This window comes from Bacillus sp. ISL-7 (assembly GCF_018613065.1).
Genome location: NZ_JAGGQW010000108.1, coordinates 1 through 14,405 on the forward strand (window position 1 = coordinate 1; position 14,405 = coordinate 14,405).

The 14,405-nt window shown below is 33.5% G+C and carries 9 protein-coding genes and 2 pseudogenes; 7 read left to right on the forward strand and 4 right to left on the reverse strand.

Going from position 1 to position 14,405, the window contains the following annotated elements:
• Positions 1-486: 486 nt before the first annotated feature.
• A complete protein-coding gene (locus J7E66_RS31100; protein ID WP_215007858.1) occupies positions 487-663 on the forward strand; it encodes a hypothetical protein in 177 nt (58 codons plus the stop codon).
• A gap of 888 nt (positions 664-1,551) precedes the next feature.
• On the opposite strand, the gene J7E66_RS31105 is transcribed toward J7E66_RS31100, so the two are convergent.
• The 3 genes and pseudogenes from J7E66_RS31105 to J7E66_RS32205 all read right to left on the reverse strand — a co-directional run.
• Complete coding sequence (locus J7E66_RS31105; protein WP_215007861.1) at positions 1,552-2,163, reverse strand: ribbon-helix-helix domain-containing protein; 612 nt, start codon at positions 2,161-2,163, stop codon at positions 1,552-1,554.
• Positions 2,129-2,929, reverse strand: coding sequence for a ParA family protein (locus tag J7E66_RS31110; RefSeq protein WP_215007863.1), 801 nt, complete (start codon positions 2,927-2,929; stop codon positions 2,129-2,131). Before J7E66_RS31110 ends, J7E66_RS31105 begins: the two co-directional genes overlap by 35 nt.
• A gap of 1,694 nt (positions 2,930-4,623) precedes the next feature.
• Positions 4,624-4,746: pseudogene (locus tag J7E66_RS32205) on the reverse strand (S8 family serine peptidase); the annotation flags it as partial.
• A 93-nt stretch (positions 4,747-4,839) separates the two neighbouring features.
• On the opposite strand from J7E66_RS32205, the gene J7E66_RS31120 reads away from it, so the two are divergent.
• Together J7E66_RS31120 and J7E66_RS31125 are read left to right on the forward strand one after the other, a co-directional pair.
• Entirely contained in the window at positions 4,840-4,956 is a 117-nt protein-coding gene (locus tag J7E66_RS31120; RefSeq protein ID WP_251033229.1) for a hypothetical protein, read from the forward strand.
• Positions 4,957-5,041: 85 nt separating this feature from the next.
• Positions 5,042-5,248 (forward strand): hypothetical protein, encoded by a 207-nt coding sequence (locus J7E66_RS31125; RefSeq protein ID WP_215007867.1) that lies wholly within the window; start codon positions 5,042-5,044, stop codon positions 5,246-5,248.
• Between the two features lie 682 nt (positions 5,249-5,930).
• On the opposite strand, the gene J7E66_RS31130 is transcribed toward J7E66_RS31125, so the two are convergent.
• Positions 5,931-8,462: an NB-ARC domain-containing protein gene (locus J7E66_RS31130; RefSeq protein WP_215007869.1), complete on the reverse strand. Its 2,532-nt coding sequence runs from the start codon at positions 8,460-8,462 to the stop codon at positions 5,931-5,933.
• 311 nt (positions 8,463-8,773) lie between these two features.
• Between J7E66_RS31130 and J7E66_RS31135 the strand changes: the two genes are divergently transcribed.
• The 4 genes and pseudogenes from J7E66_RS31135 to J7E66_RS31150 all read left to right on the forward strand — a co-directional run.
• Complete coding sequence (locus J7E66_RS31135; protein WP_215007871.1) at positions 8,774-9,835, forward strand: NAD(P)-dependent alcohol dehydrogenase; 1,062 nt, start codon at positions 8,774-8,776, stop codon at positions 9,833-9,835.
• 288 nt (positions 9,836-10,123) lie between these two features.
• Positions 10,124-11,518: an MFS transporter gene (locus J7E66_RS31140; protein ID WP_215007873.1), complete on the forward strand. Its 1,395-nt coding sequence runs from the start codon at positions 10,124-10,126 to the stop codon at positions 11,516-11,518.
• A 70-nt stretch (positions 11,519-11,588) separates the two neighbouring features.
• Positions 11,589-12,569 carry a carbohydrate kinase family protein gene (locus tag J7E66_RS31145; RefSeq protein WP_215007876.1) on the forward strand — a complete coding sequence of 327 codons (981 nt, stop codon included), beginning with the start codon at positions 11,589-11,591 and terminating at the stop codon, positions 12,567-12,569.
• A gap of 933 nt (positions 12,570-13,502) precedes the next feature.
• Positions 13,503-14,405, forward strand: a pseudogene (locus tag J7E66_RS31150) (IS110 family transposase); the annotation flags it as partial.

Here is a 14,405-nt window from a genome sequence, read left to right on the forward strand (position 1 = left end):
ACTTTTTGATTGACAAAAACATTTTGAGATATTTTTTATTCTAATTCTCGAACTTTTTTACTTTTTATTGTAAATTATTTACCGGAAACTAATACTAAGGCAACCACTGTCTTATTGATAATAATAAAGGAAATTTATAATTTATAATTAATGTTATTATAAATATTTATATAATTGTCAACAACGATATATATATTATTGTTAATGTCAATATATATATATATGTTATTATAAATGTTGTTTTATTTTATATTGTAAATATATATGATGTATAATTTTGATACTTTTGAAATCTTTTGGGATTTTCAATCTTTTCTTCATTTAAACCTTATATATTGACTCATTAGGTTACCCAGAACAAATAATTTTTAGTGGTTTGTCAAAAAAACAGACTATTTTTTGTAAGCAGGGTAAACATTAGAAAATGAACTAGGAGTGTTAGGATGGAAAATAAAAGAGAGTAGCAAAACACTTATATCAAATTAAATGGATCAACCTGAAAAATATGAAACATCCAATCAAAGTTTGTTTGATAAATTTGAAAGTGAGAGAAATGTGGATCCTATCCCTATGGAAGACTTAAACGAAGAACAACAAGAAGAAAAGACGCCTTATGAAACAAAGGATACTGTCTCCAGTGATAAAAAATATAGTGGCAAGTAATTTACGTATATTATAGGCATCTGGAAATCCCTCTATGTAAACCGTCCATAAGTTGACGATTTTCTTTTTTTTTCCAACAATCCTATTCCTTCATTTCCGTCTAATTCCATATGGTGAAACCCAAGCTTTTCATTTCTTAATCGATGTGCTGCTCTGTTACAGATTGATCATTCACAGCTATTAGGTCAAATATATCGTTAGTTTTTCCCGTCGTTACTGGAATAATCCATATACATAGTGTGTCGTCCGTTAGAACCGCTAAAAGTACACTTGGTAGTTCTTTTTTCTCTGCTATAATTTCTAATTTTTAACTCGCTTTAACTCCAAGAATGCTAATATTCCATTTGAATTGTTATGGTACTTTTATTACTCACTTTTATTTATTGATAATAAAACAACAAAATTAATGTTATTATCTATTTTATTGTTTTTGATATTTATAATATATATGATAATGTTATGAATAACATATGTTATCGTTATTATAAGCGTTTTGTTGTTTTTATATATGATTACACAATGCTTTTAAATCTAAGGTAGTACTTTCGCAACTTGTATTTGGTAAAACCAGGAACGATTGCTTCTAAGCAAAATGGTACTACAATGTTTCTTTTTGAAGAAAGGTAATTTATTGAGGAAATTGAAACTACTGGATCATTATATGGTACCAGTTATTTTTAATTTATAGGAGGAATAAAGGAGTGATTACAAATGCGAGTCATGGATTTTTAGAGTAAAAAAAGCTAGACCTATTTATTTTTGTGAATAGGTCTAGCTTTTTATTGCTATCAATGTGAAAGTTTAGTTTAAGAGAAAGAGTTTCCGGGAAACGGCTCACTTCTTTTAAACCAGAGTTAGTTCAAATGTAATATAAAGGTGATTCGAAAGTTATTTTTTTTCAATAACACCGTACTCTTCTAACAATTTTCTAATTCCCATGTTAATTAGTTTGGATTTATCCCCTTTTTCTCCCCTGGAAGCGATTTTGTCCACTTCCACGGCTAAGTCTGGATCCATATAAAAGGAGGTAAAAACCTTCTTGTTTTTTCTCTTCGTAGGTTTCTTTCCGGAAGCTAAATCTCGGAGATAATCATCGTCTTCATCATTATCAACAACAATGTTTTTGTTTTTATTGTCATTAATAACATATGTTTTATCTATATCATTAATATCATCATTTTTATTATTGTTATTTTTATTGAAGTTCTTGTTTTCATCAACATTAATAACTTTGTTTTCGTCTTCATCATTATCAACAACAATGTTTTTGTTTTTATTGTCATCAATGACATATGTTTTATCATTATCCTTAATATCAACATCTTTATTAATGTTATTTTTATTAACGTTTTTGTTTTCATTAACATTAATAACTTTGTTTTCGTTTTCATTATTATCTACCTTGCTAGTGCCATCTTCATTTGTATCATATGAATTAAAGAACGCTTGGGTAGGATTAGGCTTTTTAATTCGATCCTTGAGGCTGTTTTTGGCTGACACGTTCTTTCAACTCCTCTACAAAGGGAAAGTAATATTCTAGGGCGTTTCTTAATTCTGCATTTCCTTCAAAACCTTCGATTGCTAAACGTCTAGTAGAAGCTTTTCTTTTTATGATCGTATTGAATTTCAAATTAGGGTAATCCTCCTCAATAGCTTCTAACATTACTTCATTTTCTTTGGCTCTTGAATCAATTAAAGAGAATAGGATACCTGCTGTTTTTAATGAAGGGTTATAGCGCTCCTTGGCTCCTTCGATAATTTCCAAAAATTTTGGAATGGCATAATAAGCAAACATAGAACCATCAAACATGACTACAGCGAAACTTCCAGCTTCTGAATATGTACTAAGAGGCATTACCGTTTGCTCTGAGAGTGCCGGAGGCGTATCAATAATGATCCAATCATAATCTTCCATCACCGGCTCTAATGCTTTCTGCAAAGCATCCAATCTGAGATGTTTTTCAAACATTTTTCTAGGCAGAGTAGCAAGGAAATCGTTTGAGGGAATCAGATCGAGATTTTCTTTGATTTTGATAATATAAGACCTAGCATCTTCTTCCAATATGGCCTCAAGAACGGTCTTTTCCTCAAACGCATTGCATATGTCATATTCGCCTGTTAGGAAACTAGTTAAATTTCCTTGACCGTCCATGTCAATGGCCAAAACCTTTTCATCTTTACTTAAGAGAAAAGAAGTGATGCCGCTGCTAGTCGACTTGGAGCAGCCGCCTTTACTGATTCCAAACGTTATTATTTTTGCTGTCAACACTTTCACCTCTATCAATGTATATTTTGTTATATATTAAATCTTTAACTATTTTAGCATGATTGTACTAATATAAAAAGATGCTATTAACAACATTATATTTTATGTTATTACATAATTTGATAGAGTTTGCAAAACATATGTCAATATATATATTAAAATATGTATTATTAATAAGCCATAATTTTTATCGTCGGTAATATTTAAATAAATATATTCTCTAGCTAACAAGAAATAATTCTACTTTTAAGGAACTTCCCCTAATAAATTGGATGTCAGAAATAATTTTTTTAATTAAGTTCATTTATAGGAGAAAATAATATATGTTGATATATATGTTAACATATATTATGTTGTATAAATTGTTTTTATCTTTATTGATGAATACAAACAATATTAACTAAAATATTTTGAGATAGCGAGTATAAATATTTAATTTGAGGTACATAACAATAAAACACCCGGTTGAAAAATGGAATCGAACATGCAGGAAAATAATTGGATATTAAAACATTGTTGATATATATATTAAAATATATTTCATTTTTAATACTTTAAATTTTGTTTCCTTTATTTAATATATACTTACTATATAATCTTGTATGATTTGTATAATAAAATCGAAAATACACAGGACTTATTAATAACATATTCTATTAATATATTTAAAACATATGTCATTATATATATTAATGTATATTGTATCAATGGTAGTATTTTTGATTTTATTCATTAAAGATTAATATAGAATACTATTTTAGTCTTTAGAAAGGATTATTTTAATAGTTTCCAATGTTTCCATTAATGATTAGAATAGTAATCATTATCACATTTAGGGAGAAACACATATATTCTGAAAATGAATTTAAAGTATATGTTAATTTATATGAAATTAAGTGTTTTAGATATAAATTAAATTTAATTTCGTTGATGATATGGACATTTCTATATCTAATTATTTTGAGAGATAAATCTAATAAATAAAATACCTATAAATCGTTTTTAAATGCAAAGATCGTGAAGAACACCTTCTGTATTCGAGATAAAATAAATATTTTAATAATAACTTTAAAGTATATGTTAATACATATGTTATTAAATATTTCATGATATGATTTTTCTTTATTGAAAATAACATTATATCTGATAAAGTTTACATCAATATTTGGAAGGATTTAAAGTTGATCTCCTATATTTGAGATAAAATAAATATTGGATGATATTTTTTAAAACATATGTTGATATATATATTAAAATATAAGATAGTTATGTTATTAATAATTAATTTATCATATATATATATACGTATGCATAAATGGATTTCCAATTCTATAATTTAGAAATGATTCGAGTAAACAAAATATAAATTAGCAAATACAATTAATATATATGTCATTATATATGTTGAATAATAGTTTAGCGTTATTTCTATCAATGAATTCAATTCATAATTCAACAATATATCTATAGATACAATTGTTAAATGAAAAGAACTGGAGCTTATAACTAATTTTTACGGGATTTTATAAAGGCTGCATTCAAATTGCCGTATTAGTCGGAGCAGGAAAATGGATTTTTTAAGGAGGACTTTATGGGAGATTTTCGTTTAATTCCATACAGTGTAGATGCCGTAGAAAAAACCGAAGACCAAATTCCCGATGGATTGAAAGTGATTGAAGCCCCTTATTTGTGGGATAAAGGGTACTACCGTTTTTATCGAGCACTTTCAATATTAAAAGTTTCACTTTTGGTGCAAATCCTAAAATTCCGGCAGCGTTTGTCTCAATCGTTCCGGCAACGTGTGTGCCGTGTCCATTGTTATTTTACAACTGGAGAGGTCCGAAAGGTGAGCGTGTCCTGTCATTAGTATGTCTTTAGGTGGGCCGGATGATAACCCGGGATTGAAAGCAATGATTAAGGAAGCCATTGACAAGCAAATTGCCTTGGTGGTAGCTGCCGGAAATGAAGGAGATTCTAAGGAAGATAGGCGAGTATTCGTATCTGGTGCATACAATGAAGTGATATAGGTTCCTGCAGCCGATCTAACCGAAAAAATAGCGAATTTCTCCTATAATATACGGAAGTCGATGTGATTGCTCCAGGAGTGTGCGTTTGACATCCATCTCATGGGCTCGTGCAAAAATTCAAAATGAATACAAATTATACCTAGCTGACATAGAGGTAAGATGTCGAAGAAGAACATTATCGGAAGATGAAAAGGAATCCCAATTGTTAGATAAGCCTTCTTATGGAACTATAAATGTATTTGCAGATGAAACTGGTAAAACAGAACAAATCGATATAGTAGCAGGTATTTAGTTTTTAAGCGAAAAATTAGCATCAAAAGTTCAAAGAGATTTTATAATATGATCAAGTAGCAAAAATGAACAAGGGATAAAATTACCGGTAGTTGTAAGGAAGTAATCCAAAAATCTCGAAAAAGCCAGGGTTAATTTTATCTTGGCTTTTTTGGGGAAAGAGCGTGGAAAAAGAAAATAAAAAGTATTGTCTGCTGAAGAGGAAAAGCCCCACTCAATTGAGAAGGGCTTTATATATACAATAGTAGTCCTTTTTTGTCCTCCAATGTTTTATATCGCATTTAAAACATTTAAGTCAAACTACTTAAAACATTGATTTAAAGCCTTTTTTTAAACACTATTTGTTTCTATTATATATGAAAATGAATGGGCGGCATGATATAATCATCATAAAGCCTTGATATATAGGGGTTTTTAAGTTATTTTTTGCAAAAACCATTTTATTAGAGAAGGTCTTTCATTAGTTTACAGAACTGATGAGAGGCCTTTTCTTTTATATTGGCTGTTATATGAATAAATGTTCATTGCTTTATGAATTTACATCTGTATTACTCAAACATTGGTGAATCACTTTTATTGTAAAATTAAAAAAGCATGAGCCCGCTACAATATAGAACTCACGCTTTTAAAGTTGTTTAAAACCCTTAATTAATATTAAGGGCTAAAACCATAAAGAATTACTTTTAAAATGTTTTAAAACTCTCAATTAACTTATTAAACTGTTCTACTTCTTTTCGAATACTAATGGTTGGCTCCCATGAATTGATAAGATTGATCGCCTTTAGATTTGATTTTAGCGCTTTTGTATAATCTCCTTTGTGTGATAACAATTGGGCCATCCCATAATGATAATAAATTAACTCAATTTGATTCGCCTTATTTTTGTCAAAGAGAATATGATCAAAAGCTGCTTTTGCCTTTTCGAATTCGTCACAATTCACATAGGCGACACCAAGATGAAAATAGGCTTCAATTGTTTTTTCACCACCATAGATTGAGCTGATTTCGTTGGCCGCTTCGTATAATTGGATTGCCTCTTCAAAATTTCTGTGCAATAAGCATAGGTCTCCTCGTACTAATAAAACTCGATGCTGAATAATAGATGTAGTCTGTACATCTTTTAGTTTTTCTAAAATAGCTTCCGCTTTCTCACGTCTGTTTGCTATTAAAAAAAGCCGCGATTTTAAGGCAAGTCCCCAAACCGTTAAGTCGTAAACATCCGTATGATCAGAATTTAAATGCTCGAGTATTTGAAGACCGGCTTCGATTTGTTGAAGGGCTCCGTCCAAATCATTGACTTCTATAAGTGCCCAACCTAAGGTATCAATTCTAAAAAATGCTTCAAGTATTTTTCTTTCTAATTGATTGGCATAATCAGCGGCTTTTAGTCCATATTCGATTCGTAATGGCAAGTTAATCCGACTTAAAAAATGACTTATCCGGGTGATAAGTTCAATTAATAGCTCCTTTTTATTAGCTTGACTTGACCATTCTAAAACCTTAAGGATGTTCGGCCATTCCTTCTTAACTTGCTCCAAGTCACGGCCGAGAAGATAACTCCAATAAATAGAATTTGGCTGTTCTCGTTTTAAATGTGTTTCTAAGTATTGAGTATAATAATGGCTCCATCGAATGCGCGCTTCCTTTTCAAAATTTTGATTCTCAGACAAGTTTTGTTCGCCATAAGCTACGACAGTTTGATGTCCGAAATAATATAAAATCCCTTTAACACTTTCCGGCTGAATTAGGGCATAGGTCCGCATTTGTTCAACCGCATAATGAAACTCTCGAACATCTAATCCCGCAGCTGCAGCCCAGCTCTCTTCATCAGGAGGTTTGCTGAAAAAGCATAGCACTTGCCACAGTCGCTGGGTACTTTCATCACATCGTTTCCATGTACGCCCGAAGAGGAAGTCAAAAAGTTCTAACAGGGAGTAGCCCGCTTTGCCAAGCTCGTGAATTAGTTGCTGGGCTGGGATGTCAACATCCGAAATATACGCTATGCTTAGGGCCATCGCTTTAGGATTTCCAGCCGTTGCTAAAATTAACTGATGCTTGATTTCAGGGGATATCGTTAATAACTGTTCGATTTTTTCTCGTTTCTTTGGAGAATTACATGTTTTTAAGTAACGATGTTTTTCATAAGAAAGAAAGTCAAGAGCTTCCTCTTTTTCAAGGCCTTTAAGCTGAGTGGTTACCATTTCCCGAAAGGCATCCCTATATCTTAGATTTAAGTTCTCACGAGATGTAAGGATGACCTTAACACCTTGAGGAAGGTTAGTAATGAATTCGTGTATTTCACTTTCGGCGGTATCGATGCTGTCTACAATAAGCAAAACAGGTTCATTCCTGGAATAATGAGCTAGTGCATTACGGACAACAAACCGTTTTTCATTAATCGATTTATCTATTTGTTCAACACGTCCGAGTTGGTAAACAATTGTATTTAAAAAATCACTAAAGCTTAACCCTTTCCAATCAGCACTAACCCAGATGATACATTTAAATGTTGGACAATCTATGCCAACTTTAACAGTATCTCCATAGGGGTCCCCAGCACAGGCATAGGCTACCTCAAGAGCAATTGTTGTCTTTCCCATACCAGCCCATCCGGTAATTAAACAAACTGGTGAATGAGAAAGAAGCCACTGACGGATTGCTTCCACATCCAATCTCCGTCCGATAAAGTTGCCTGTCCAGCGTGTTGACAAATTATGCGTTAATGGTTGTTCTTGATATGTATTCGTGTCACTGTCTTGTAAATAGTGAAACAATCGTTTCACTACTTTTTCAATATCTTCATCAAGAGGTGCACCGAATGACTTATCATTTCGTAACGTTTTTGCTTTTTTAAGACATGACGTTACCCATATAGGTAAAGCAGGTTTGATAACAGGTATCGTAGTGGTCTCGAGTAATTTTGTAAACCATTCGATATTCATATCCGTTTTTTCAAGAATAATCCAGAGAATCCCGAAAAGCTTTCCGTCGTCAATCCGGCCGGGAATATATTTTGCGCCCATTTGTCCAATCCAGCTTTTAATCGTGTTGGAAGAGACACCTAGCTGGTAAGCAAGTTTATCTAAATAAGACTGTCCTGATGGATTATTTTCATTTTTTCTTCTTTGAATCTTATAATCAGGATGGAGTTTTAAGGACTTAACCCCAGAAGATAACAGTTCAGCGAAATTTTTCTGATCTTCAAGTTCAGCCATAGTACCTACCCACCTCCTAATATTTTATTTTACCAATAGATCTCTTTTTGTATATGAAAAACTAGTAAGTAAAAGGTACAGCGTTACTGTACTTTTATACAGTCTAAAAAGCTACTTGACCTTTGGATAAGCATGTAGAATTAACCTTGTAACAGAGGAATCTGAAATGTATGCACTTACATCGCGGCACTAAGAGGCATCATCGTCAACAAGAGCAGAATAAATGGATGTACTTTGTCAAAACAAGATGAAGTTATCAAAATGATTTTAGTCATGTATAAACAAGTCTGATGAAAGAAAGGAAATTATCGATGAATAACACAATACCGAAAAACATGAAAGCAGCTGTTATGCACAGCATGAGAGAAATTAGCATTGAAACATTGCCTATACCCGAAATCAACCATGATGAAGTTTTGATTAAGGTCATAGCCGTTGGAATTTGTGGTTCAGATTTACATTATTATACCCATGGCAGAATTGGCAAATACATTGTGGAGAAGCCATTTATCCTCGGTCATGAATGCTCAGGTGTGATTGCCGCTGTTGGGTCGTCTGTAAATCAATTTAAAGTTGGTGATCGCGTGGCGGTCGAACCAGGTGTAACCTGCGGACATTGCGAAGCGTGTAAAGAGGGCCGTTATAACCTTTGTCCAGATGTACAATTTTTGGCAACACCACCGGTAGATGGTGCGTTTGTCCAGTATATAAAAGTGCGCCAAGACTTTGTATTTTCGATTCCAGACTCGCTTTCCTTTGAAGATGCTGCCTTAATTGAACCTTTTTCTGTTGGTATTCATGCAGCGAATAGAACAAATCTCCAACCCGGATCAACGATTGCGATTATGGGAATGGGCCCAGTTGGGTTAATGGCTGTTGCTGCTGCCAAAGCATTTGGGGCAGGCACCATCATCGTGACTGATTTGGAGCCGTTACGACTTGATGCTGCAAAAAAAATGGGTGCAACTCATGTGATCAATATTCGTGAACAAGACGTTCTCCATGAAATCTCTTGTATTACCAATGGCAGAGGAGTTGACGTTGCTTGGGAAACAGCTGGAAATCCAGCATCGCTACAATCTGCACTAGCTTCTGTGCGCCGTGGTGGAAAACTTGCGATTGTCGGTTTACCTTCGCAAAATGAAATACCGCTTAATGTCCCATTTATCGCTGACAATGAAATTGATATTTATGGCATTTTCCGATATGCAAACACGTATCCAAAAGGGATTCAATTCCTCGCTAACGGTATCGTTGACACTAAGCATCTTATAACAGATCGCTATTCATTAGCTGAAACACGTGAAGCGATGGAACGAGCACTCAATTTTAAAAATGAATGTTTAAAAATTATCGTCTATCCAAATAACTAACCTGTGCTAATGGATGAATATTTCCGACACTTAGGCTAAAGTACTCGCCTTTTAATTAGTAATAAGTCTAATTCTCTTGGAGCGGATTTAATCATTATGGTTAATCCGTTTCCAGTTCTATCTTTAAAAGATTGTAAATGAAGAGGAACGTTGATTAAGGTTCAAAAACCAAGGCATTACTTTTTTGTAGGAAGAGGAATTGAGAGATTGGTTTGGCATCCCCAACTTATCGACTTGAATACTTCCAATGAAATGTAAAAATGAAAACGGATTCCGGAGGTATAAGTGATGATAGAAGCAGAACAATTACCGATAGTAAAGTCTAAAGACAACGAGAAAACTATTTCTAGTGCGGGTTTGTCCTGGTTAGAACGAATTGGATACGGACTAGGGGATATGTCATATAATATTGTGTTCCAATTTGTAAACGCGTATCTTCTATTCTATTATACGGACGTGGGTGGGATTCATCCCTCGATGATCGCAACTTTATTTCTGGTCGTACGAGTTTTAGATGCGATTTTTGACCCCATTATGGGAGTTATTTTAGATAAGACCAACACGAGGTGGGGGAAAGCAAGACCATATTTATTATGGGTCTCACTGCCTTTTGCATTATTCACTTTCTTGTGTTTTACGACTCCTTACTTTGGACCAACTGGAAACATTATCTATGTGTACATTACCTATATTTTACTCGGCATGTCCTTTAGTATGCAAACGATCCCAGTTAACAGCTTAACAGGAAGGATTACAAATGATGTCAAAGAAAGAACGGTATTAACGACAACACGTATGATATTGGTTTATATTGGAATCCTGCTTTCGATTGCATGTGCAACACCACTTGCTACAGCATTAGGTGGGGAGAACCAAGCATTTGGATTTCAGATGACGGCTTTAGCCTACGCGGTTGTCAGTATCGTTTTGAACCTTTTTAGTTTTTTTACAGTACGAGAGCGGATTGTCCCGAAAAAAAGCGAGAAGCATGGGTTGAAAATGACTTTATCTGTTTTGTTTAAAAACAAGCCTTTGTTAATCCTTGCTTCATCATTTTTGGCGTTTGCCATTGGGTTTAATATTAAACTCAGTACAATGGTGTACTACTTTACGTACAATGTCGATCAAAAGGAATTAGTGTTCTTTGGAACTGTTTTATTTTTTGGTGCAGCGTTAATTAGTAACTTATTTATACCTGTATTTTCTGAAAAATGGGGTAGAAAGAATGTGATGATTATATCGGCCGCTATATCACTTATTTCGTACATCGGGCTGCATTTTACTCCCTATTCTTCGATCACCTTCATTTTAATTTGGTTATTTGCTTCTGGATTCTTTACTACTCCATTGAATACGCTTGCTTGGGGTATGATTGCAGATTGTGTCGATTATGCTGAATGGAAAACTGGAGTTCGGGCAGATGGAGTTGTTATTTCCTGTATGAGTTTTACGAATAAATTAGGAGTTGCGCTTGCTGGGTCGTTCTCTGCCATTTATTTAGGGATAGCAGGATATGTCCCTAATGTAGATCAAACAGTAACTTCACTAAACGCTATTAAAAATATGAACGCATTAATTCCAGGACTTTTTATTTTACTTTCCATCATCATCATCTGCTTTTATCCGTTAACGGAAAAAAGATATAAAAAGTTGATATTAGAACTGGAGCAAAGATCCAACTAGAAGTAAATATCGAGATGTAATCTTTTCTGAATCATCCTAAAATTAGAATACGTAAAAGAGTGTGATAGCCTTGCAAAATAATAGAAGTAGAAATTTTTCCGTTGTATGTGTTGGGGAGCTTTTAATTGATTTCTTTTGTACCGATATTGACGTTGATTTAATAGAGGGACATCAATTTTTAAAAAGTGCTGGCGGTGCACCGGCCAATGTATCAGCTGCGATTGCAAAATTAGGAGGAGACGCAGCGTTTAGTGGAAAAGTAGGAAAGGACCCGTTTGAATATTTTTTAAAACAAACATTGAATACTGTAAATGTTGATACATCCATGCTTGTCATGGATGAGAAAGCAGCAACAACACTGACCTTTGTTTCATTAAAGAAAAATGGAGAGCGAGACTTTGTCTTCCATAGGGGAGCAGATGCTTTGTTAACAATGGAGGATATCGATCAAGATAAAATAAGTGAAGCGAAGATTCTCCATTTTGGTTCGGCAACGGCAATGTTATCTGATCCATTTTGTACAACCTATTTAAAGCTTATGTCCAATGCTAGGGATTTGGGTCAATTTATATCTTTTGATCCTAACTATCGCGGCGATTTATGGAAGGGAAGAGTCAATGAGTTTGTTACAATCACAAAACAGGCGATAGCTATAAGTGATTTTGTTAAGGTAAGTGATGACGAGCTGGAGATAATCACAGGTACTAAAGATTATGAAGAAGGTGTTAACATCCTTCATGCAATTGGAGCAAAGATTATAGCGGTTACGCTAGGTAAAAGAGGAACACTCCTGTCTAATGGAGAGAGAAAAGAAATTGTAAAAAGCATTCCTGTTACATCAATTGATTCTACAGGAGCAGGAGACGCTTTTGTCGGTGCAACCTTATTCCGATTGGCGAATACTGATCATAGTAAATCTATTAATAATGATTTTGAGCAGCTACGTGATATTGTGACTTTTGCGAATAAGGTTGGAGCTCTCGTTTGTACAAAAATAGGAGCGATTGAAGCATTGCCTTTTATTCAAGAGATAGAAAGTTCTTTGTTTTAAAAGTATGAAGGAATTTAACAAAAATTAATACAAAATTTTATTAATCTCTATTGTAAAAATTGCTCATAATTTTGCTCATAGACATTTTTTCTTCTGTTTTAAAATATTTTAAGTGAAAGATTAAAACCTATAATATCAATGATTTTATAAAACTATGTATCTCTATTAAATGCCATGATGAATGGGCGGCATTATGAAATAATTCCTGGTCTAAAATAGGTTCACTTTCCCTTTGTCAAAAATGATAGAAGAGTATGGGGTTTGTATAAACCGCAGTGACTTGTTCTGCTTTTAGGAGGCTTTATTAGTTTTTTTCTTATTGTTAATCGGGGGGACAATTGGGGACAAATTTGAGCAAACTGTTTCCTATAGCAAAATCTCAATTATATTAAGACTTATTGATATCCTTGTAATAACAATAATTAATTTCATAATAAATCTGTTATAATCATAAAGTATATCCATCATTGACAGGGTTGAGGTCGGGGGTTCGAACCCCTCACAGGTCATACTTAAGAAAGAGTCTTAATTCCTTGTATCTAAGGGGTTAAGGCTTTTTTAGTATTTGTTTTATTGTCTTATGTTTATTTCTAGAAACTGATTGGCATGCTTTTGGCATGCTTAATTTATGATCCAAATAAAGTTTTGTCTAATTTGTCTGAAGCATCTTTTTGCATATTAGGCATTAAGTGACCGTAAGTGTCCATAGTGGTTGTGATTTTAGAATGGCCCATTCTTTCTGATATCAATTTCATTGGTTCATTTTTTATTAATAAAATAGCATTAAATTGTGAAATATTTCACTTAAACTAAAGGGGCAGATTAGCATTCCTGTAGATCGTTAAATATCAGGTTTGAAAAAAATAGAGCCCCTCAGTAAGATAGGAGTATAGAGACCAATCTAACTCAGAGTCTTAAGGAGGAAGCCCTAATATGAATTTTAAAATGCAAGACAAACAAAATCAACTAATAGAAAGAATTTCCGATACACATCTTATTGTTGGTGTTGATATTGCTCAACAACTACACGTTGCAAGAGCAGTTAACTTCCGTGGAATTGTAGTTGGAGATCCTCTTATATTTGAAAATAATGAAGAGGGGTTCGTTAAACTATTAAACTGGATTCAAGACTTAAAAAAATTAAAACACTTAAATGCAGCAATAGTAGGTATGGAGCCTACAGGCCATTACTGGATTAACCTATCAAAATGGTTATACAACCAAAACATTGAGGTAGTAACAGTCAATCCTCACTTAGTAAAAAGGAATAAAGAGAATCGTGATAATACCCAATCTAAGAGTGATAAAAAAGATGCACTCGTCATCGCAGATATGGTCAAAAACGGATACTATTCCTTTATCCGCCCTTCCTCAGAATCATTTGAGAAACTTAGAGTTCTAATGTCTAACCGTGATGTGATTGTAAAACGTCTCGTCATGTCTATAAATCAAATAAATCGATGGGTGATGTTGTCTTTCCAGAGTTACGACAAGTGTTTAACGATGTTTCGTGCAAAGGTTCAATCGCAACCCTTCGTTTATTTCCAACTCCAGATGAAATATCTTCAATGGAGTCACTAGATGTCATGAGGGGATGGAAGTCATTAATGAAAAGACAACCAGGACCTAAAAAAGCTCAATTACTGATCAATCTAGCAAAATCTTCTATTGGAACGGGACAAGCACTTGATGCTTATAAATTCCATCTAGAACAATTATTAGAAGAATATGACCTCTCTGTAAAACAACTCGAAAGAGTTGAACAACAAGTTACAGAAGTTCTCAACAATATTCCATTTGCAAAAAAACTACTTATGATTAAAGGAATAAGTGAAA